The sequence below is a fragment of the Tamaricihabitans halophyticus genome, assembly GCF_004340875.1.
Lineage (GTDB): Bacteria > Actinomycetota > Actinomycetes > Mycobacteriales > Pseudonocardiaceae > Tamaricihabitans > Tamaricihabitans halophyticus.
On the sequence record NZ_SLXQ01000006.1, the window covers coordinates 188,433 to 206,901 of the forward strand.

General features: G+C 66.6%; 18 protein-coding genes. 4 read left to right on the top strand and 14 right to left on the bottom strand.

Going from position 1 to position 18,469, the window contains the following annotated elements:
- Positions 1-12: 12 nt before the first annotated feature.
- From kdpC to EV191_RS16090, 5 genes are all read right to left on the bottom strand, one after another.
- Positions 13-639, bottom strand: coding sequence for a potassium-transporting ATPase subunit KdpC (gene kdpC, locus EV191_RS16070; RefSeq protein ID WP_132877969.1), 627 nt, complete (start codon positions 637-639; stop codon positions 13-15).
- 6 nt (positions 640-645) lie between these two features.
- A complete protein-coding gene (gene kdpB, locus EV191_RS16075) occupies positions 646-2,748 on the bottom strand; it encodes a potassium-transporting ATPase subunit KdpB (protein ID WP_132877863.1) in 2,103 nt (700 codons plus the stop codon).
- A complete protein-coding gene (gene kdpA, locus EV191_RS16080; RefSeq protein WP_132877864.1) occupies positions 2,745-4,394 on the bottom strand; it encodes a potassium-transporting ATPase subunit KdpA in 1,650 nt (549 codons plus the stop codon). The genes kdpB and kdpA overlap by 4 nt, the downstream gene beginning before the upstream one ends.
- Positions 4,394-4,501: a K(+)-transporting ATPase subunit F gene (kdpF, locus tag EV191_RS16085; RefSeq protein WP_132877865.1), complete on the bottom strand. Its 108-nt coding sequence runs from the start codon at positions 4,499-4,501 to the stop codon at positions 4,394-4,396. Before kdpF ends, kdpA begins: the two co-directional genes overlap by 1 nt.
- 260 nt (positions 4,502-4,761) lie before the next feature.
- Positions 4,762-5,373 carry a PadR family transcriptional regulator gene (locus EV191_RS16090; RefSeq protein ID WP_132877866.1) on the bottom strand — a complete coding sequence of 204 codons (612 nt, stop codon included), beginning with the start codon at positions 5,371-5,373 and terminating at the stop codon, positions 4,762-4,764.
- A gap of 74 nt (positions 5,374-5,447) precedes the next feature.
- On the opposite strand from EV191_RS16090, the gene EV191_RS16095 reads away from it, so the two are divergent.
- From EV191_RS16095 to EV191_RS16105, 3 genes are read left to right on the top strand one after another with little or no spacing between them, the layout of a single operon-like run.
- A complete protein-coding gene (locus EV191_RS16095; protein WP_132877867.1) occupies positions 5,448-6,155 on the top strand; it encodes a DUF4386 family protein in 708 nt (235 codons plus the stop codon).
- A 34-nt stretch (positions 6,156-6,189) separates the two neighbouring features.
- Complete coding sequence (locus tag EV191_RS16100; RefSeq protein WP_132877868.1) at positions 6,190-6,786, top strand: hypothetical protein; 597 nt, start codon at positions 6,190-6,192, stop codon at positions 6,784-6,786.
- The gene (locus EV191_RS16105) at positions 6,767-7,318 is read left to right on the top strand and encodes a TetR/AcrR family transcriptional regulator (protein ID WP_132877869.1); all 552 of its coding nucleotides are present in this window, start codon (positions 6,767-6,769) and stop codon (positions 7,316-7,318) included. Before EV191_RS16100 ends, EV191_RS16105 begins: the two co-directional genes overlap by 20 nt.
- A 159-nt stretch (positions 7,319-7,477) precedes the next feature.
- On the opposite strand, the gene mutM is transcribed toward EV191_RS16105, so the two are convergent.
- The 8 genes from mutM to rsmD all read right to left on the bottom strand — a co-directional run bounded on the left by mutM (position 7,478) and on the right by rsmD (position 12,704).
- Positions 7,478-8,359: a bifunctional DNA-formamidopyrimidine glycosylase/DNA-(apurinic or apyrimidinic site) lyase gene (gene mutM, locus EV191_RS16110; RefSeq protein ID WP_132877870.1), complete on the bottom strand. Its 882-nt coding sequence runs from the start codon at positions 8,357-8,359 to the stop codon at positions 7,478-7,480.
- Between the two features lie 46 nt (positions 8,360-8,405).
- Positions 8,406-9,134 carry a ribonuclease III gene (gene rnc / locus EV191_RS16115; protein WP_132877871.1) on the bottom strand — a complete coding sequence of 243 codons (729 nt, stop codon included), beginning with the start codon at positions 9,132-9,134 and terminating at the stop codon, positions 8,406-8,408.
- 25 nt (positions 9,135-9,159) lie between these two features.
- Positions 9,160-9,345, bottom strand: coding sequence for a 50S ribosomal protein L32 (gene rpmF, locus EV191_RS16120; protein WP_132877872.1), 186 nt, complete (start codon positions 9,343-9,345; stop codon positions 9,160-9,162).
- Positions 9,346-9,477: 132 nt separating this feature from the next.
- Entirely contained in the window at positions 9,478-10,074 is a 597-nt protein-coding gene (locus tag EV191_RS16125) for a YceD family protein (RefSeq protein WP_132877873.1), read from the bottom strand.
- 140 nt (positions 10,075-10,214) lie between these two features.
- The gene (locus EV191_RS16130) at positions 10,215-10,940 is read right to left on the bottom strand and encodes a DivIVA domain-containing protein (RefSeq protein WP_132877874.1); all 726 of its coding nucleotides are present in this window, start codon (positions 10,938-10,940) and stop codon (positions 10,215-10,217) included.
- 151 nt (positions 10,941-11,091) lie between these two features.
- Positions 11,092-11,523, bottom strand: coding sequence for a guanyl-specific ribonuclease (locus EV191_RS16135; protein WP_132877875.1), 432 nt, complete (start codon positions 11,521-11,523; stop codon positions 11,092-11,094).
- Positions 11,524-11,597: 74 nt separating this feature from the next.
- Positions 11,598-12,077, bottom strand: coding sequence for a pantetheine-phosphate adenylyltransferase (gene coaD / locus EV191_RS16140; protein WP_132877876.1), 480 nt, complete (start codon positions 12,075-12,077; stop codon positions 11,598-11,600).
- A gap of 72 nt (positions 12,078-12,149) precedes the next feature.
- Entirely contained in the window at positions 12,150-12,704 is a 555-nt protein-coding gene (gene rsmD, locus EV191_RS16145; RefSeq protein WP_132877877.1) for a 16S rRNA (guanine(966)-N(2))-methyltransferase RsmD, read from the bottom strand.
- Between the two features lie 144 nt (positions 12,705-12,848).
- Here rsmD and EV191_RS16150 point away from each other — a divergent pair, with 144 nt between their 5' ends.
- A complete protein-coding gene (locus EV191_RS16150) occupies positions 12,849-14,984 on the top strand; it encodes a HelD family protein (RefSeq protein WP_243658985.1) in 2,136 nt (711 codons plus the stop codon).
- A 52-nt stretch (positions 14,985-15,036) separates the two neighbouring features.
- On the opposite strand, the gene EV191_RS16155 is transcribed toward EV191_RS16150, so the two are convergent.
- Positions 15,037-18,414, bottom strand: a complete 3,378-nt coding sequence (locus EV191_RS16155) for a pyruvate carboxylase (RefSeq protein WP_132877878.1) — start codon at positions 18,412-18,414, stop codon at positions 15,037-15,039.
- Positions 18,415-18,469: the final 55 nt, after the last annotated feature.

Genomic DNA, 18,469 nt, shown 5'->3' on the forward strand with positions numbered 1-18,469 from the left:
ACTACCGCGAGACTAGCTCGCCCCGGCGGGTGCGAGCCGCCGCACATCCAGGTTGAGCTCAAGGACGTGCACCACCGGTTCGCCGAGCATGCCGAGCGCGCGGCCGCTGGTGTGCTCGGCGACCAGCTGGCCCACCTGTGCCGCTGGCAACCCGGTTGCCCGCGCGACCCTGGGCACCTGCAACGCCGCGTAGGCCGGGCTGATGTGTGGGTCGAGCCCGGAGGCGGATGCGGTCACCGCGTCCGCGGGTACCCGTGCCGCCGGGACGGATTCCCGCTCGGCGATCGCGGCACGGCGCGCGCGGACGTCGGTGAGCAGTTCCGGGTTACTCGTGCCGGCGTTCGAACCGCCGGAAACCCGTGGGTCGGCCGGCCCGAGCGGTCCGTCCGCGCTGGCCGACGGCCGGGTGTGAAACCACGGGTCGCGCTTGGGGTCCTTGGCCACCGGGTCGATGCCGATCAGTGCCGAGCCGACCGGGCGGCCATCCCGTTCGATCACCGAGCCCTCCGCCTTGTCCTGTAATCCCGGCAGTCTGGCCACGGCCCAGACGCCGAGCGGGTAGACCAGCCCGGTCAGTACGGTCAGCACGAGCAGTACCCGCACCGCCGTAGCGCACTGGGCGAGCACGCCACGCAACATCACCACTCACCCCAATCCATGAACGAACCGGACAACAAGGTCGATCAGCCAGATACCCACGAACGGCGTCACGATGCCGCCGAGCCCGTACAGCAGCAGGTTCCGGCGCAACAGTTTGGCCGCCCCGACCGGGCGGTACCGCACGCCGCGCAAGGCGAGCGGGATCAGCGCGACGATCACCAGCGCGTTGAACACCACGGCGGAGAGGATCGCCGAGTCCGGCGAGGCCAACCGCATGATGTTCAACCCGTCCAGCTGTGGATAGATCGCCACGAACATGGCCGGCAGGATCGCGAAGTACTTGGCCAGGTCGTTCGCGATGCTGAAGGTGGTCAACGCGCCCCTGGTGATCAGCAGTTGTTTGCCGATCCGGACGATCTCGATCAGTTTGGTCGGATCAGAGTCGAGATCGACCATGTTTCCGGCTTCCTTTGCCGCCATGGTGCCGGTGTTCATCGCGACGCCAACATCGGCTTGTGCCAGTGCGGGCGCGTCATTGGTGCCGTCGCCGGTCATCGCGACGAGCCGGCCGCCTTCCTGCTCCGCGCGGATCAGCCGCAGCTTGTCCTCCGGGGTTGCCTCGGCCAGGTAGTCGTCGACACCGGCCTGTTCGGCGATAACCGAGGCGGTAACCCGGTTGTCGCCGGTGATCATCACGGTACGGATGCCCATCTCACGCAATTCCGCGAAGCGTTCCCGCATCCCCGGTTTGACCACATCGGATAGTTGGACGACGCCGAGAACTCGCGCGGTGCCAGCACGCAGCTCCGCGCAAACCAGTGGAGTCGCGCCTTGGGCGCTGACCTGGTCGACGATCTCGGCCACCGCACTGGGAAACTCGCCTCCGTGGCTGGTGACCCAGTCGCGTAAGGCGCTGCTGGCCCCCTTGCGAATCCGCCGGTCGGCCAGGTCCAGCCCACTCATCCTGGTCCGCGCGCTGAACTCGACGAACTCCCCGTGCTCGACGTTGCCAGGCTGGTTCGCGAGCCCGTACTCGTCCGCGCACAGCGCGACGATGCTGCGCCCTTCCGGAGTGTCATCGGCGAGGCTCGCCAACCGTGCCGCCTCGGCAAGCTCGTCCACTGTGGCCGAACCGCATGGCCACAGCCGCGTCGCCTGCCGGTTGCCGAAGGTGATGGTGCCGGTCTTGTCCAGTAGCAGCGTGCTGACATCACCAGCGGCTTCCACCGCTCGCCCGGAACTGGCCAGTACGTTGCGCTGCACCAGCCGGTCCATGCCGGCGATGCCGATCGCCGAGAGCAGGGCGCCGATCGTGGTCGGGATCAGGCAGACCAGCAGCGCGATCAACACCACCACGGAAAGGGTGCCGCCGGAGAAGGCCGCCATCGGCTGTAGGGCGACCACCGCGAGCAGGAAGATGATCGTCAGCGTGGAAAGCAGGATGCTCAGCGCCGTCTCGTTCGGGGTCTTCTGCCGCGCGGAACCTTCTACCAGCGCGATCATCCGGTCCACAAACGACTCCCCTGGCCGGCTGTGCACGCGCACCACGATCCGGTCGGAAAGCACGGTGGTGCCGCCGGTCACCGCGCATCGGTCGCCACCCGATTCCCTGATCACCGGGGCGGATTCGCCGGTGATCGCCGACTCGTCAACCGTTGCGATCCCTTCGACCACATCACCGTCGGCCGGGATCACCGCACCAGCCTCGACGATCACCAGGTCGCCGACGGCAAGCTCGGCGGCCCCGACCGGTTCGGGATGCGCACCGTCCGACGGGATCCGGCGGGCCACGGTCTCCGTTTTCGTCCGCCGCAAGGTTTCCGCCTGCGCCTTACCGCGCCCTTCGGCGACCGCTTCGGCCAGGTTGGCGAACAGCACGGTGAACCAGAGCCAGCCCGCCACCAGGATCGCGAACACCGTCGGCTCGAGCACCGCGAGCGCGGTGACCAGTACAGAGCCAAGCCAGACCACGAAGAGGACGGGATTGGCCAGCTGGTGCCGCGGATTCAGCTTGCGTAGCGCCAGTGGCACGGCGGCAAGCAGTTGCCGGGGATGAAACGCGCCGGCCGCGATTCGCCCGGTTGGCGCCGGCTTCCGGAGATCGGCCGGCGCTGCGGGCTCGGGTGCGCGCCGGATAGTGCGGGTCATGCCAGTGCCTCCGCGATTGGACCAAGGGAAAGAGCGGGTAGGAAGGTCAGCGCCGCGACCAGCACCACCGTGCCGGTCAGCAGGCTGGCAAACAGCGGGCCAGTGACGGGGAGAGTGCCCGCGGTTTCCGGCACGCGGCGTTGCGCCGCAAGCGAGCCGGCAAGGCACAGTACGGCGATGATCGGGATAAACCGGCCGAGCAGCATGGCCATCCCCAGGCTCGCCTGGAACCAGTCGCTGGTTACCGTCAGCCCGGCGAACGCGCTCCCGTTGTTGTTGCCGGCCGAGGTGTAGGCGTAGAGCACTTCGGCAAGCCCATGTGGACCGTTGTTCGTCAACGCGTCTCTGGTACCGGGAACCAGCATGGCGATTCCGGTACCAAGCAACACCACGGTGGGCATGGCGAGCACGGCGAAGGTGGCGCAGGTGACTTCGCGTTTGCCCAACTTCTTGCCGAGATATTCCGGTGTGCGGCCAACCATGAGGCCAGCGAGGAACATCGCGATGATCGCCAGGATCAGCAGGCCGTACAGGCCAGAACCAACCCCGCCTGGTGCGACCTCGCCGAGCAACATGCCGAGCAGCGCACCGCCGCCACCGAGCCCGCTGAAGCTGTCGTGCATGGCGTTCACCGCGCCGGTCGAGGTGCCGGTGGTACTCGCCGCCCACAGCGCGGATGCGGGGATGCCGAATCTGACTTCCTTGCCTTCCATATTGGCGCCAGCCAGCGCGCTCGCCGCGCCGCCGGTATGGGTTTCGGCCCACCAGGTGATCGCCAGGAGGCCGGCCCAGAGTGTGGCCATCACGGACAGCAGTACGTAGCCGTGTTTCTTGCTGCCCAGCAGTAAACCCGCGGTGCGGGTCAGCGAAACCGGGATAGCGAGTAGCAGGAAGGTCTCGATCAGGTTCGTCCATCCGTTCGGGTTCTCGAACGGATGCGCGGAGTTGGCATTGAAGATGCCTCCGCCGTTGGTACCCAGCTCCTTGATCACCTCCTGGCTGGCCGCTGGCGCCAACGCAATCGAGCTCGTCGAACCATCCACATTGGTCACATCGACGCCGGCGGCGAGGCTCTGCACCACGCCGAGGCTGACCAGCAGGACCGCGAATACGGCCGAGATGGGCAGTAGTACGCGCAGCACGCCTCGGGTGAGGTCCACCCAGAAATTGCCGAGCCGGTCTGCGCTCGCCCTGGTGAACCCGCGCAGCAGCACGATCGCCACCGCTATGCCCACGGCGGCGGAGGCGAAGTTCTGCACGGTGAGGCCGGCAAGTTGCACGGTGTGGCCGAGCGCCTGCTCGCCCGAATAGGACTGCCAGTTCGTGTTCGTCACGAAGCTGACCGCGGTGTTGAACGCCATCGCCGGCGGGACCGCACCCCGATCGAAATCCAGCGGTAGCACGGCTTGCAGTCGTTGCAGCGCGTAGAGGAACACGATCGAGACGGCCGAGAACCCGAGCACGCCCACGGCGTAGCCGGTCCAGCGCTGCTCCGCGTCGGGGTCCAAGCGGAACAACCGGTACAGGCCGCGCTCGAGTCGAGTGTGCTTCGGGCTCGAGTACACCTTGGCCAGGTATCCGCCAAATGGCCGGTAGATCAGGGCCAGCGCGAGCACGAGCACGCCGACCTGTGCGAACCCCGCCATCAGAACCGGTCCGGGCGCAGTAGTACGGCGAACAGGTAGCCAAGTACCAGCAGGGCGAGCACGCCGGCGACGATATTTGCCGGCAGTCCGGTAGCGATCCCGTTCATAGCCGCCGCAATGCTCGGATAGTCAGGGCCAGTACGAGAAAACCCGCGATCAACAAGACAACAAAGGCCAGATCGGCCATCGCTCGCCACTCCAACTTCGAAGTGCGGGAGCCGCCCCTACGGCGGCTCGACTGCACATGAGCATGAAAGTGGATCAGTCGATCGGGTGGATGCTTGATATGTCCTTGACGCCGTCGATCGTGGTCTTGATGCGCGCCTGACACCGCTGTGTTCCCGGCAACACCCCGTGTTCGCGTTCTTTAGGGATCTTGCGGTTGGGCCTCGATGAGTTCCTGGGTGTTCCAGCTGAGCTCACCGGAGTTGAGCGCGGCGATCGTGCGAGCAAGCCAGTTCAGCTCGGCCTCCTTGATCGCGATGGCGTAGTCATTCTCGATCAGGAATACCCTGGACAGGCTGGTCGATGCGGCTGCCGTGGCTTCGCGCAAGTCGGCTAGCTCGGAGGCGAGCCGGGAGTGCCTTTCGGTCAACAACTCGGCCGCGGCTTCGGGCGTGGTAACGGCGAGAAAGGCCAGTGCCGCAGGGAACAGTGGGTACTCGTCCGCCGGTTGCGCCAGCCTGCGGTGCAGGCTGCCCATCAACTCCGCGCGCCCGTCCTTGGTCAACGTGTAGATCGTGCGCTGCGGATATCGGCCAGATTGAGTGCTGCCCGAGGATGCGACGAGTCCATCGCGCTCCAGCCGCTCGACGGTCTGCTGGATGCTCTGCCGACTCTTGACGTTCACCAGCTTGTCCTGGCCGCGCTCCTTGATCAGCTTCTGCATCCGGTACGGATGCATCGGCGACTCGAAGAGCAGGGCGAGGACGACCAGCGTCAACGAGGACCGGGACGAAGCTGCGGCACGAGCGGACATGATCTCATTTTACACACTAGTCATTTTATGACTAGTATTCTTACAACTAGCCTTCCTCAAGGAGTTGGGAGACCATGCCTGACCGCTCGTTCTCACCCGCCACACCACGGCGTTCGACATTCACCTGGGCGGCGAGCGCGCTGATCCTCGGCACGCTGCTCTACATCCTGCCGTCGGCGCTGCACGGCAACCCGCCAATCGAGTCCGCGCCCGACGCCCTGCGATACGTCGCGGATCGCCCGTCCTGGCGACTCGCACACCTGGCGAACATCGCCGCCGTCCTGATCTGGGCCGGCTCATTCGCCGCCCTCGCGCCCCTGCTCGCCCCCGCGGCCACAGGGTTGCGGAGGACCATGACCGTGGTGTTCACCGCGGCCGCAGCGGTATTCGCGGTCTACTTCAGCATCCACGCCTTTGGCCTCAGCGCCGCCGCCGAGCAGTACTTCGCCGACGGCGCCAACCAGGCGGCCATCCTCGAACGGGCCGAGACCATCTTGATCCTGCTTGGCAGCACGGCCTTCACGGCACAAGCGATGCTCGGCGCCTCGATCGCACTCGCCGCCGGCCTCATCACGCGAGCACCCGGACTCCCGTCCTGGCTGGGCTGGGCCGGCCTGGTTGCCGGGGTCGGCTGGCTGTTCGGCGCACTGATCGTGAACTTTGCCGTGATCGTGCCGTTCACCGCGCTCACCTGGCTTTGGAGCATCACGCTCGGGGCGATCGTGTGGTCGCGAAGCGCTTCACTCAGAGATTTCGCGAGCAGCCATACGAACGTATGGTAACCTGCCATACGTTCGTATGGTCAGGAGGGGTGGAATGTTTCGGGTACTGGAAATAATCGGAGTACTGGCTCCGATCGTGGGAATCGTCGTGCTGCTGATCTACCGGCGACGCGCGATGACGGGCGTCGTATGGGGAATCGCTGGTGCGCTCATGGCGGCGATCGCATCCCTCGTCGGGTTCGCCGGTCCGCGCCTATCCCTCTTTAGCGGTGGCACCAGCTCGGGTGAGCAGCTGCTGCGCAACATGGAGAGCTGGGCCATGATCCGACTTGGCCTGCTCGTCATCAGCGTCGGGCTGCTGGTGGTTGGCGCGTTGTCCGGCCGGCGTGGCGAGCCAGCCCCGACCGGCTGGCTGGCCCTCGGGATCCCGCTCGCGATAGTTGGGTCCGCGCTCGCGTTCGTACACTTCGACTTCGGCCCAGACAGCGAGGGCGCTACTGAGATCGTCGGAATCCTGGTCGAGATCGCCGAATTCGCGCTGCTCGGCCTGGGCGTTCTCGTGCTGTGCGTCGCCGTGGTCAGTGGCCGTGGTCAGCAGGACGGCCGCACGGAGCCGGGGACGGCACTGGTCAACACGGCCATGCGTGCCAAGCGACTCTACGATCAGTACCATGCCCGCGACCGCCGCTGACGCCCTGACGGATCACGTCATCGCCGTGATCTCGGAATCGGGCTTGGACGGACTGAGTATTCGCACGGTGGCCAACCGAGCAGATGTGTCCATTGGCGCGGTGCAGTATCACTTTCCCACCAAGGCGGCGCTGCTGCGCGCCGCGATGCGGACCGTCGCGCAGCGATCCGCCGAGCGCTTCCGGCAGGCGGAATCGGTCAGCGACGAACCGGGCAAGCTCGGCGCCTTGCTGAGCCTGCTCGTCCCCGCTGGTCCCGACGACGACACCGCCCGCGTCTGGGTGGCCTTTTCCGCCCGTGCGCTCACCGACCCGGAAATCGGTGCGGTGTACCGCGATATTTGGGAGCGGTTGCGCTCCGCGCTGGTCACCCTGATCGGGGCCACCGCAGGGCTCGCCGAGGATGCCGAGCGCCGGGCCAGCCAGGTGCTCGCGCTTGCCGACGGCCTCACCGTGAACGTACTAGCCGGCACGATCTCCGCGCCCGAAGGACGGCGCATCATCACCGACTCCGTGTTCAGTGACCTCGTATGACCGCGTTCTGAAGAGAAAACGTTGGTGAGGGGCGCGGTAAGCGGGTTACACCTGACCGCAATCTTTAGGGATCTTGCGGTGGCTGGGCGCGGCCAAAGCGCGCTCGGCACGGTTTTCCCAGGATCACGCCGGCCAGCGACGGCCCCACAAGCTTCAAGGTTAGCGGGGCCGGCGCTGGCACCGTGGGCAGGAGTACGAGGAGCGGTTCATGAAGGACTCGCGCCGGATCGGGCTGCCGCATCGCGGGCACGGCTCATCGGCCCTGCCATACACCGAAAGCGAGCGAGAGAAGTAGCCCGATTCACCGTTCACGTTGACATACAACGCGTCGAAGGATGTACCGCCGGCGGCAAGCGCCTCGGCAAGTACCTCGCCAACCGCGGTGAACAGCCGCGTGCAGTGCGCGGCGGTCAGCTTCTCGGTCGCCCTGCCGCCGTGCAGTTTCGCCCGCCAGAGCGCCTCATCCGCATAGATATTGCCGATCCCGGAGACCAGGCTCTGGTCCAGCAGTGCGCGTTTCACCTCGGTATGCCGATTACGCAGCGCCCTGCCGACCAGCCTGGCGTCGAACGCGGGATCCACCGGATCCCTGGCGATATGCGCGATCGGCAGGGGAAGTGAGGTTCCGTCCACTAGCACCGAGTCGGCGAACGCGAGGCCGCCGAAGGTGCGCTGGTCCACGAACCGCAACTGGGCGCCGCCGTCGGTGAACCCGAACCGGACGCGCAGATGTTTCTCGTCGGCGACCTCGGCCGGCTGCACCAGCAGCTGCCCGCTCATTCCCAGATGGACGATCAGTGCCGCGCCATCACCATCGACCACATCGGATTCGGCATCAGAGAGCTCGAGCCAGAGGTACTTTCCCCTGCGCCGCGCGGCGAGCACGGTCCGCCCGATCAGCCGCGCGGCAAGATCGGCCGGCCCGGGAACATGCCGGCGCACGGCTCGCGGGTGCAACACCTCAACCGAGCTGATCGTGCGGCCAACCGTGTGCTGCTCCACACCGCGCCGTACGACTTCGACCTCGGGGAGCTCAGGCATTAGTCATCTGGGGCATCAGTCATCTGGGCATCAGTCAGCTGGGGCATTAGTCACCGAGCTTGTCGGAAAGGATCCGCCATGCGGTCTCGGCCGCACGCTGTTCCGCTTCCTTCTTCGTGGTGCCCTCGCCCTGCCCATACGGCTTCCCACCGATGAGCACCGTGGCGGTGAACTCCTTGCGGTGATCCGGCCCCTGATCGTCGACCTGGTACTCGGGGACGCCTAGCCCTTCCGATGCGGTCAACTCCTGCAGGCTGGTCTTCCAGTCCAGCCCGGCACCCCGCCGTGGCGCCTCGGCGAGCAGCGTGGCGAACAACCGGTGCACGAGATCCCGCGCGGTATCGATGCCGTGCTGCAGATACACCGCACCGATCACGGCCTCCAGCCCATCGGCCAGGATGCTCGGCTTGTTCCGCCCGCCGGTCAGTTCCTCGCCCTTACCGAGCAGCAGATGCGCGCCAAGTCCGCCATCCGCGCCCAGCCCTCGGGATACGCCAGCAAGCGCATGCATATTGACGACGCTGGCCCGCAGCTTGGCGAGCTGGCCCTCCGGCAGATCCGGGTGCTCCCGGTACAGGTGATCGGTAATCACCAGACCGAGTACCGCGTCGCCAAGGAACTCGAGCCGCTCGTTCGGCTGCAACCCCCCGTTTTCGTAGGCGTACGACCGATGCGTCAAGGCAAGCGTCAGCAGCTCGGGATCCAAACTGACCCCGAGCGCCGCAATCAGCGACTCGCCGTTAACCGGTCCGTCCGCCGCGTCTCTACCCCCCATGTAACGGGTATTCCTTGTTCGTCAGTCAGTTGCTCGCCGCAACGACCTGCCGACCGCTGTACTGACCACAGCTGGGGCAAGTGACGTGCGGCGGCTTCGGCTGGCGGCAGGCCCGGTTCGAGCACGGCTGCAGCTGCGGGACCGCGGCCTTCCACTGCGAACGACGGGAGCGCGTGTTCGAACGTGACTTCTTGAACTTCGGGACGGCCACGACTTCTCCTTAGTCACTACGCGTGGCTACGCCGGCCATTGGACCGGCGCAGGTCTCCTAACTTCGGGCAGCTCAACTGGCCATTTGGTTGGCCGGCAAAGTTGACATCAGCCCATCTCAGCTAGCTGAGCATCACTCTTGACTATCGCGGCCCTGACCGAACCGCTCGACCAACGCGGCCCAGCGAGGATCTATCGTCTCATGCCCGTGACCGGGCTCGAGTTCGGCCCACTTAACACCACACTGCGCGCACAGTCCAGCACAGTCCGGAGTGCACAGCGGTACCTGTGGCAAGCCAAGCACGATCGCATCGCGGATCACCGGCTCAAGATCGAGCAGATCATCGACCAGCCTGCTGACCTCGTCCTCGTCAGTGGTCTCCTCGGTGGTGCTGTCCGGGTAAGCGAACAGCTCGGTGATCTCGACTCGCACGTTCTCGGTGAGCGGATCGAGGCAACGGCCGCACTGGCCATCCGCGACGACGCTCGCCGTGCCGGAGGCCAGCACTCCTTCGACCACCGATTCGAGCAGGATGTCCACGTCGACCTCGGCCTCGGCCGGCACGGTGATCACTCCTGGGACACCGAGCGCCGTGGTGACCGGCATCGAGCGGCGTAGGTGCTTGCTAATCCCCGGCCGGCGCCCGAGCTCACGGGTGTCCAGCACCCAGGGACTGTTCGCCGAGGGGCGCGCCGGTTGGTCATGGTTGTCCGGCCGATTGTCAGGCATTGGTGAGTACTCGTGTATTCGACGACGGGATGGTCAACTGCGCCGGGCGACGCACGACCACCGAGGGTACGCCGACTGCTCGGTGAGGAAAAATCGCCGAGTCGGGGCCCACTCGCCGCTGGCCGTCAGCCCTGGCCGCGTCAGCTCTGGTAGTCGTAAGGGAACATGCTGCTGCTCGGCAACCCGTTCACGGTTCCACGCAGGTTGGTCCGCCCGTTGCCTACCGTGCGCAGGGTCTGCGTGAGCAGATCCTCGAACTCGGCCAGCTTGTCGTCGACGTAGGAATCACATTCATCGCGCTGGCGGGAGGCCTCGACATGCGCGGCGTCCACGATCCTGGTCGCCTCGGCGTTGGCCGCGTGCACCACCTCGGTCTGGGACACCAGCCGCGCCTGCTCCATCCGGCCGTCTTCGACCGATCGGGTGTAGGAGTCCTGGCCGGCGGCGGTCATCCGCTCGGCTTCCGAATGCGCCCTGCCGACCATCTCGTCGTACTCGGCGCGGCCACGTGCCCTGAGCTGGTCGGCCTCGGCCTGCGCATCGGAGACCAGCTGTTCGGCACGCGCGCGAGCCTCGGAAACCAGGCGTTCGGCCTCGGTGCTCGCGTCCTGTACCGCACGCTCGGCCTCGGCGTTCGCCTTACTCGTGGACTGCTCGGCCTCGTGTCGGGCATTGCCCAGGATCTCGTCGCGCTTGTCCAGCACGTCCTGCGCGTCATCGACCTCGTTCGGCAGGGCATCGCGGATATCGTCAAGCAACTCGAGTACGTCCCCGCGTGGCACTACGCAGCTTGCCGTCATCGGCAGGCCACGAGCTTCCTCGGTGATCGTGACGAGTTCATCGAGTGCCTCGAACACGCGGTACACGTCAACTCCTTGCGCGCAGCCCGTACAAATCCCCCCAAGATTCTGCCGCGCCACGTGCGCGAACCAGCGGATGCGGTATCCGCTCGGCGTGTCCGCGTACAGGCGTTGTGCAACCCCGCTTCCCGCGAGAAACGGGGTTGCGACACGCCAGCTAGGAGTTGATGTTCACCAGGACAAAACTCGCGTAGTGATCCTCGGTGTAGAAGTACTCGCCATCCGAGCCGGTGACGATGCGCCGGGCACCGCGATCCGGACTACCCGGCGTATCGACCGTGTACTCGTGGTAATAACCCTGGTCGCAGTCCGGCAGTAGGCCCTCGCGGTTCTGGAAGACGGTGCCGTCCTCCGGGTACGGGAACGGGCCGTCGCTCTTGATCAGCTCAACGGTATCCGTGGCTTCCTGGGGCAGGCTGGAGAGCGTGACTTCCTCGAAGCCACTGGTGTCCCCACATTCGACCGCCTGGCTGACCACGGATGGGCTCGGCTGCTCGGCGGTACCGACACCCACGAAACCGAAGGCGCCGAGAACGGCGATGAGCAGCGCTAACGCGATTCGCCCCATGCGCGATGTGATGTTACTCATTTTCGTACCGTAACTCTTGTTAGTGAGTAACGGCAGTCCTCGGAGTGAATCCGGGATGACCGGAAGCGCCCGCCTCAGGTTTCGGCCAGCCGCTTGACCAACTGGTCGTTCACGTTCGCCGGCACCAGATGCGCGACATCGCCGCCGTAGGTCGCCACTTCCTTGACCAGCGAGCTGGACAGGTAGCTGTAGAGCGGGTTCGGCGACATGAACAGGGTTTCCACCCCGGAAAGCTGCTGGTTCATCTGCGCCATCTGCAGCTCGTAGTCGAAGTCGCTCACCGCGCGCAGCCCCTTCACGATCGCGGCGATCCCCTGGTCCCTGCAGTAATCGACGAGCAGGCCATGCCAGGAGTCCATCCGCACGTTCGGCAGATCCGCGGTGGCCTGCTTGAGCAGGTCGATGCGTTCCTCGACACTGAACAGGCTGCGCTTGTTCTTGTTGATCATGACCGCGACCACCAGCTCGTCAAACAGCTTGGAGGCCCGTCTGATGACATCCAGATGGCCGTTGGTAACCGGGTCATAGGAACCTGGATAAACCGCGCGCCGCATGGATCGGGACGTTATCAGCGATTTCGCCCACACCGGCGTAGCCGTGGCGGTCATCACCCGGGTGTGCTCACGTCAGTCGTGCCTGGCCCAATGCAGGGTGGTTTCGCCGTAGCGCTTACTCCGCCAGCCGGACAACGGTGCTGGCCATGGGATCTCCTCGTCCTGGCTGGCCCGCTCAACAACGACCACCGAGCCAGGCTCGGTCCAGCCCGCACTCACCAGTTCGGTAAGCACCGTGGCCACCTCACGCACCGGCTCCGCGTAGGGCGGATCAAGCAGCACGACGTCGAACGGCTCCTCCGGCGACGAGGCAAGCAGCGTGCGGACGGGGACGGGGCACAATCGCACGCCAGGCAAGCCGACGCTGGCGATATTGCGGCGAACTACCTCGCCGGCCCGCCGATCGGCCTCCACGCACCAGACGACCTCGGCTCCCCTGGAAAGCGCTTCGAGACCGAGCGCACCCGAACCGGCGTAGAGGTCAAGCACCCGCGCGCCGGGCAGTTCCACCGCCGATTCCAGGGCGCTGAACAGCGCTTCACGTACCCGGTCCGCGGTCGGTCGGGTACCCCGCGGCGGCACCGCGAGCCTGCGGCCGCCGGCACTGCCCGCCACGATCCTGGTCACGCCCGCATTCCCTCCCGATCCCGCCGCCGTCTCGGCGAACGCCGTGCGCCGGCCGCTCACCGGGACTTCGCACGTTCCCGGTATCTTTCTAGTTTCGCCTCGCAACGCGTAAGACCGCTTCGCGAACCCCACTGGAGCCCATACGTGTCACAGGACACCCCGCACCCCTCGGCGCGGGACGCCGAGATCGCCATCGAACAGCGGCAAGTCAGCCGCGTATACGAGCGTCTCGACCAACTGCGCGGCCAAGCCGAAGCAATGCGGGACCGAGGCTACGAGATGGGCCACGGCGCCACGAACGAGGCCGTGTTCGAGCAGGCGAGCATGCTCTTCGAGCGGGACATGATGGTGTTCCACGCCAACCAGCTACTGCAGGCACTCGACTCGGAGTACGAGGGTCTGGTGTTCGGCAGGCTGGACGACATCCAGCGGGAAACCACCTACGTCGGCAGGCTCGGGGTACGTGATGCCGAGTTCAACAACCTGGTCACCGACTGGCGCGCCCCCGCGGCCGCCCCGTTCTACCAGGCCCGCCCCGAGGAACCGATGGATGTGGTGCGGCGCAGGGTGATCCGGTGTACCGCGGCCAAGGTGCAGGACGTGGACGACGATGTGTTGATCCCGTCATCCGTACCGGACGATATGCGGGTCGTTGGCGAGGGCGCGCTGATGGCCGCGCTCGGCAAGGCCCGCGGCGAGAAGATGCGGGATATCGTCGCGACGATCCAGCGCGAGCAGGACGAGGCGATCCGCGCGCCGTGGCGGGGCGTCACGGAGATCACCGGGGGCCCTGGCACCGGCAAGACCGCCGTGGCGCTGCACCGAGCGGCCTACCTGCTCTACCGCAATCGCAGGCAGCTCGGCGGCGCCGGAGTGCTGGTGATCGGGCCTTCGCCGGTGTTCACCGACTACATCTCCCGGGTACTCCCCTCGATGGGGGAGACCAATGTGGAGCTGCGCTCACTCGGCGAGGTACTGGATGGCAGTAGCAGCACCCGGCACGATCCGGCTTCGCTCGCCGCGCTGAAGGGATCGCTGCGGATGCGCAGGGTACTCAAACGCGCGCTGCGTGCCGCGCCGCCGGACGCGCCAACCGAGATGCGCATCGTCTACGCGGGGGAAGTCCTCAAGCTCGATGCGACCGAGCTGGCCAAGGTTCGTAAACGGATCCACAGCAAGATCACGCAGCCGAACCGGTCCCGAGTACGGGCGGCCGAGATCCTGCTCGAGGCGCTGTGGGACAAGGCGGAGTCGTATGTGGACGACAGGTTCGCGCCGAAACGCGAGCAGCTGATCACCGATCTCGGCGAGCGGATCGACTTCCACCGGTTCCTGGTGACCTGGTGGCAGATCCTCACGCCGGAGCAGGTGCTCACCTGGTTGTCCGACCGTAAGAACCTGGCCTCGGCCGCCGGCAAGGCGTTCACCGGAGCGGAGATCAACGCGCTCGCGGATTCCTTCCGGCAGGCCTTCGACGAACCAGGCAGGGGACCTTCGGTCGCCGATATCGCACTGCTCGACGAACTGCGGGTGCTGCTTGGCCCGCCACCGAAACGAAGACGCCGTGGCCAGCAGAGTCCGCTGAACGCGCCGGAGGAACCGGCTGCCGGTGGCCGACCAGCGAACTACGACGAGTACTCGCATATCGTGGTGGACGAGGCGCAGGACCTCTCGCCGATGCAGTGGCGGATGGTCGGCAGGCGCGGCAGGTACGCGAGCTGGACGGTCGTCGGCGACCCGGTACAGAGCTCCTGGCCGGACGAAACCGAGGCGGCCCAGGCCAGGGAGTCGGCATTCGGTGCGAGCACCAAACGCCGGCGGTTCGCGCTGCGGACGAACTACCGGAACTCCGCGGAGATCTTCGCGTTCGCCGCCAGGGTGGTACGGGATATCGCCACGCCCGACGAACTACCGAACGCGGTCCGCAGCACCGAGGTCGAGCCGCGCTGCGAACTCGTCCGGCCGGCGGAGTTCGCCGCGCGCACCGTCGAGGCCGCGCGCGAACATCTCGCCGAAGTGGACGGCACGGTTGGCGTGATCACCGCGATGGATCGGGTACCGGACGCCGAGAAGTGGGTAGCCGCGATCTCTGACGACCGGTTGCGGGTCGTCGGCAGCCTCGAAGCGAAGGGCCTGGAGTACGACGCGGTCGTGGTCGTCGAACCGACCGAGCTGATCACCGAAACCACGACCGGCCCTCGTGCGCTGTATGTCGCGCTGACCAGGGCGACCCAGCGGCTGACCGTCATCTGCTCGGAACAGACCTGGCTGAAGGCCTAGCCTCCTGCCGGTGTCCCGCGAGGACTACTCCGCACGGGACACCGGAAACTAGTCAGGAAACCACGACGAGTAGGTCGCCGCCCTCCACCTGCTGCACGGTATTGATCGCGAGCCGCTGGACGGTGCCGCCCACCTGCGCGGTGATCGCCGCTTCCATCTTCATCGCCTCGATCGTGGCTACCGTCGCGCCCGCGGAAACCGTCTCGCCCTCGCTGACCGCGAGCGTGACCACGCCCGCGAACGGCGCGGCCACGTGGCCCTGCTTGGTGCGGTCCGCCTTCTCCGCGACCGGCAGATCCGAGGCAACCGAATGATCGCGCACATGCATCGGACGCAGCTGGCCATTCAACGTCGACATCACCAGCCGCATCCCGCGCTCGTCGGCCTCGCCGATCGCCTCCAGCTCGATCAGCAGCCGGACACCGGGCTCGAGGTCGACGGCGTACTCCTCACCCGGGCGCAGCCCGTAGAAGAAGTCCTTGCTCGCCAGCACACTGGTGTCGCCGTAGGCTTCCCGGTGCGCCTCGTACTCCCTTGTCGGCCCGGGGAAGAGCAGCCGGTTGAGCGTGCGGCGGCGCTCGTCGCGCAGCCCTACTTCGTCCTCTTCGGACAGCTGTTGGATGGGTTTCGGCTCCGAGCGTCCTTGCAAAGCCTTGCTGCGGAACGGCTCCGGCCAGCCACCCGGCGGATCACCCAGCTCGCCGCGCAGGAAGCCGATCACCGAGTCAGGGATATCGAACTTGCCGGGATCCGCTTCGAAGTCCGCCGGCGTGACGCCCGCACCGACCAGATGCAATGCGAGGTCGCCAACCACCTTCGAGGACGGCGTCACCTTCACCAGCCTGCCGAGCATCCGGTCCGCGGCGGCGTACATCGCCTCGATGTCCTCGAACCGGTCACCAAGTCCGAGCGCGACTGCCTGGGTGCGCAGATTGGACAGCTGGCCGCCGGGGATCTCGTGGTGATACACCCGACCGGTCGGCGCGGCGAGCCCCGATTCGAACGGCGCGTACACCTTGCGCACCATCTCCCAGTACGGCTCGAGATCACCGACCGCGCCGAGGTCCAGCCCGGTCGGGCGCGGGCCGTGGTCGGTCGCCGCGACGATCGCGGAAAGCGAAGGCTGCGAGGTGGTGCCGGCCATCGATGCGACCGCGCCGTCCACCGCGTCCACCCCGGCCTGCGCGGCCGCGAGGTAGGTGGCCAGCTGCCCGCCAGCCGTGTCATGCGTGTGCAGGTGTACCGGGAGGTCGAATTCCTTACGCAAGGCGGAAACCAGCGTTGCCGCCGCGGGCGCCCTGAGCAGGCCGGCCATATCCTTGATGGCAAGCACATGCGCGCCGGCGTTCACGATCTGCTCGGCCAGCTTCAGGTAGTAGTCCAGTGTGTACAGCTTCTCGGCCGGATCGGACAGATCGGCGGTGTAGCACAGTGCGACCTCGGCGACCGCGCTGCCGGTTTCCCTTACCGCCGCGATCGCGGGGCGCATCTGCTCGATGTCGTTCAGCGCGTCGAAGATCCGGAAGATGTCGATCCCGGTGGCGGTCGCCTCCTCGACGAAAGCCTGCGTCACCTTCTCCGGGTAGGGCGTGTAGCCAACGGTATTGCGACCACGAAGCAGCATCTGCAAACACAGGTTCGGCATCGCGGAACGAAGGGCGGCCAGCCGCTCCCACGGGTCCTCGAGCAGGAACCGGAGCGCCACATCGTAGGTCGCGCCACCCCAGCACTCCACGGAAAGCAACCCGGGAAGGGTGTGCGCCACCTGCGGCGCGACCGCGGCGAGATCCTTCGTCCGCACCCTGGTCGCGAGCAGTGACTGGTGCGCGTCGCGGAAGGTCGTATCGGTGACCCCGAGCGTGTCACTTGCCCGCAGCCAGGCGGCGAATCCCTCCGGGCCGAGTTCGGTGAGTTTCTGTTTGGAACCGGCCGGCGGCTGGGCATCGGGTTCGATCGCCCGTAGTTTGCTTGCCGGATTGGCCAACCGTGGCCGCTCGCCGTGCGGCCGGTTCACCGTGATGTCCGCGAGGTAGGTGAGCAACCGGGTACCGCGATCCGCGGAATGGCGCGCGGTAAGCAGATGCGGCCGCTCTTCGATGAACGCCGTGGTGATCTCGCCGGCGCGAAAGCTCGGATCGTCCAGCACGGCCTGCAGGAACGGGATGTTCGTGGCCACGCCACGAATCCGGAACTCCGCGACGGCACGGCGTGCCCTGGCGACCGCGGTGCCGAAATCCCGCCCCCGGCAGCTCAGTTTGACCAGCATCGAGTCGAAATGCGCGCTGATCTCGGTACCCGCGAAAGCGGTGCCGCCGTCCAGTCGGATACCCGAACCGCCCGGCGAGCGATACGCGCTGATCATGCCGGTGTCCGGGCGGAACCCGTTCGCCGGATCCTCGGTGGTGATACGGCACTGCAAGGCGGCGCCGCGCAGGTAGATCTTGTCCTGGGTCAGCCCGAGCTGGTCAAGCGATTCCCCTGAAGCGATCCGCAGCTGCGACTGCACCAGGTCCACATCGGTCACCTCCTCGGTAACCGTGTGCTCCACCTGGATTCGCGGGTTCATCTCGATGAACACGTGCTGACCACGGCGGTCCAGCAGGAACTCGACGGTGCCGGCGTTGCGGTAGCCGATCTTGCGCGCGAAGGCCACCGCGTCCGCGCAGATCCGCTCGCGTAGCTCCGGATCGAGATTGGGTGCTGGCGCGATCTCCACGACCTTCTGGTGCCGCCGCTGCACCGAACAGTCCCGCTCGTACAGGTGGATCACATTGCCGTTGCCGTCGGCGAGGATCTGCACCTCGATATGCCGAGGATCAACCACCGCCTGCTCGAGGAACACGGTGGGATCGCCGAACGCGGACTCGGCTTCGCGCATCGCGGCCTCGATCGACTCGCGCAGCGCGCTCCGCTCGGTTACCCGGCGCATCCCCCTGCCACCGCCACCGGCCACCGCCTTCACGAACACCGGGAACCCGATGTCCTCCGCGGCGGCAAGCAGTTCCTCCACATCAGACGATGGACTGGAGGAGCGCAGCACCGGGATACCGGCGTCCCGCGCGGCCGCGACCGCTCGCGCCTTGTTTCCGGTCAGCTCGAGGATCTCGGTACGCGGGCCGACGAACGTGATCCCCGCTTGCTCACAGGCGCGCGCCAGCTCCGGGTTCTCCGAAAGGAAGCCGTAACCGGGATAGACCGCGTCCGCGCCTGCCCTGCGCGCCGCGGCGACGATCTCGTCCACCGAGAGATACGCGCGGACCGGATGGCCGGCTTCGCCGATCTCGTACGCCTCATCGGCTTTGAGCCGATGCAACGAGTTGCGGTCCTCGTGTGGAAAGACGGCCACCGTACCCGCGCCAAGCTCGTAGCCGGCGCGGAAGGCGCGAATGGCAATCTCGCCACGGTTAGCGACGAGCACCTTGCGGAACATGCCCAGTTCCCTCCTATCGGGTCACGGCAATGCGGCGGCGGCCGCCAATCTCAGC

Bases quoted from the DNA above. Each gene is read 5' to 3' on its own strand.
- kdpC (WP_132877969.1), bottom strand. From the start codon at position 639: ATGTTGCGTGGCGTGCTCGCCCAGTGCGCTACGGCGGTGCGGGTACTG.
- kdpB (WP_132877863.1), bottom strand. From the start codon at position 2,748: ATGACCCGCACTATCCGGCGCGCACCCGAGCCCGCAGCGCCGGCCGAT.
- kdpA (WP_132877864.1), bottom strand. From the start codon at position 4,394: ATGGCGGGGTTCGCACAGGTCGGCGTGCTCGTGCTCGCGCTGGCCCTG.
- kdpF (WP_132877865.1), bottom strand. From the start codon at position 4,501: ATGAACGGGATCGCTACCGGACTGCCGGCAAATATCGTCGCCGGCGTG.
- EV191_RS16090 (WP_132877866.1), bottom strand. From the start codon at position 5,373: ATGTCCGCTCGTGCCGCAGCTTCGTCCCGGTCCTCGTTGACGCTGGTC.
- EV191_RS16095 (WP_132877867.1), top strand. From the start codon at position 5,448: ATGCCTGACCGCTCGTTCTCACCCGCCACACCACGGCGTTCGACATTC.
- EV191_RS16100 (WP_132877868.1), top strand. From the start codon at position 6,190: ATGTTTCGGGTACTGGAAATAATCGGAGTACTGGCTCCGATCGTGGGA.
- EV191_RS16105 (WP_132877869.1), top strand. From the start codon at position 6,767: ATGCCCGCGACCGCCGCTGACGCCCTGACGGATCACGTCATCGCCGTG.
- mutM (WP_132877870.1), bottom strand. From the start codon at position 8,359: ATGCCTGAGCTCCCCGAGGTCGAAGTCGTACGGCGCGGTGTGGAGCAG.
- rnc (WP_132877871.1), bottom strand. From the start codon at position 9,134: ATGGGGGGTAGAGACGCGGCGGACGGACCGGTTAACGGCGAGTCGCTG.
- EV191_RS16125 (WP_132877873.1), bottom strand. From the start codon at position 10,074: ATGCCTGACAATCGGCCGGACAACCATGACCAACCGGCGCGCCCCTCG.
- EV191_RS16135 (WP_132877875.1), bottom strand. From the start codon at position 11,523: ATGAGTAACATCACATCGCGCATGGGGCGAATCGCGTTAGCGCTGCTC.
- coaD (WP_132877876.1), bottom strand. From the start codon at position 12,077: ATGCGGCGCGCGGTTTATCCAGGTTCCTATGACCCGGTTACCAACGGC.
- EV191_RS16155 (WP_132877878.1), bottom strand. From the start codon at position 18,414: ATGTTCCGCAAGGTGCTCGTCGCTAACCGTGGCGAGATTGCCATTCGC.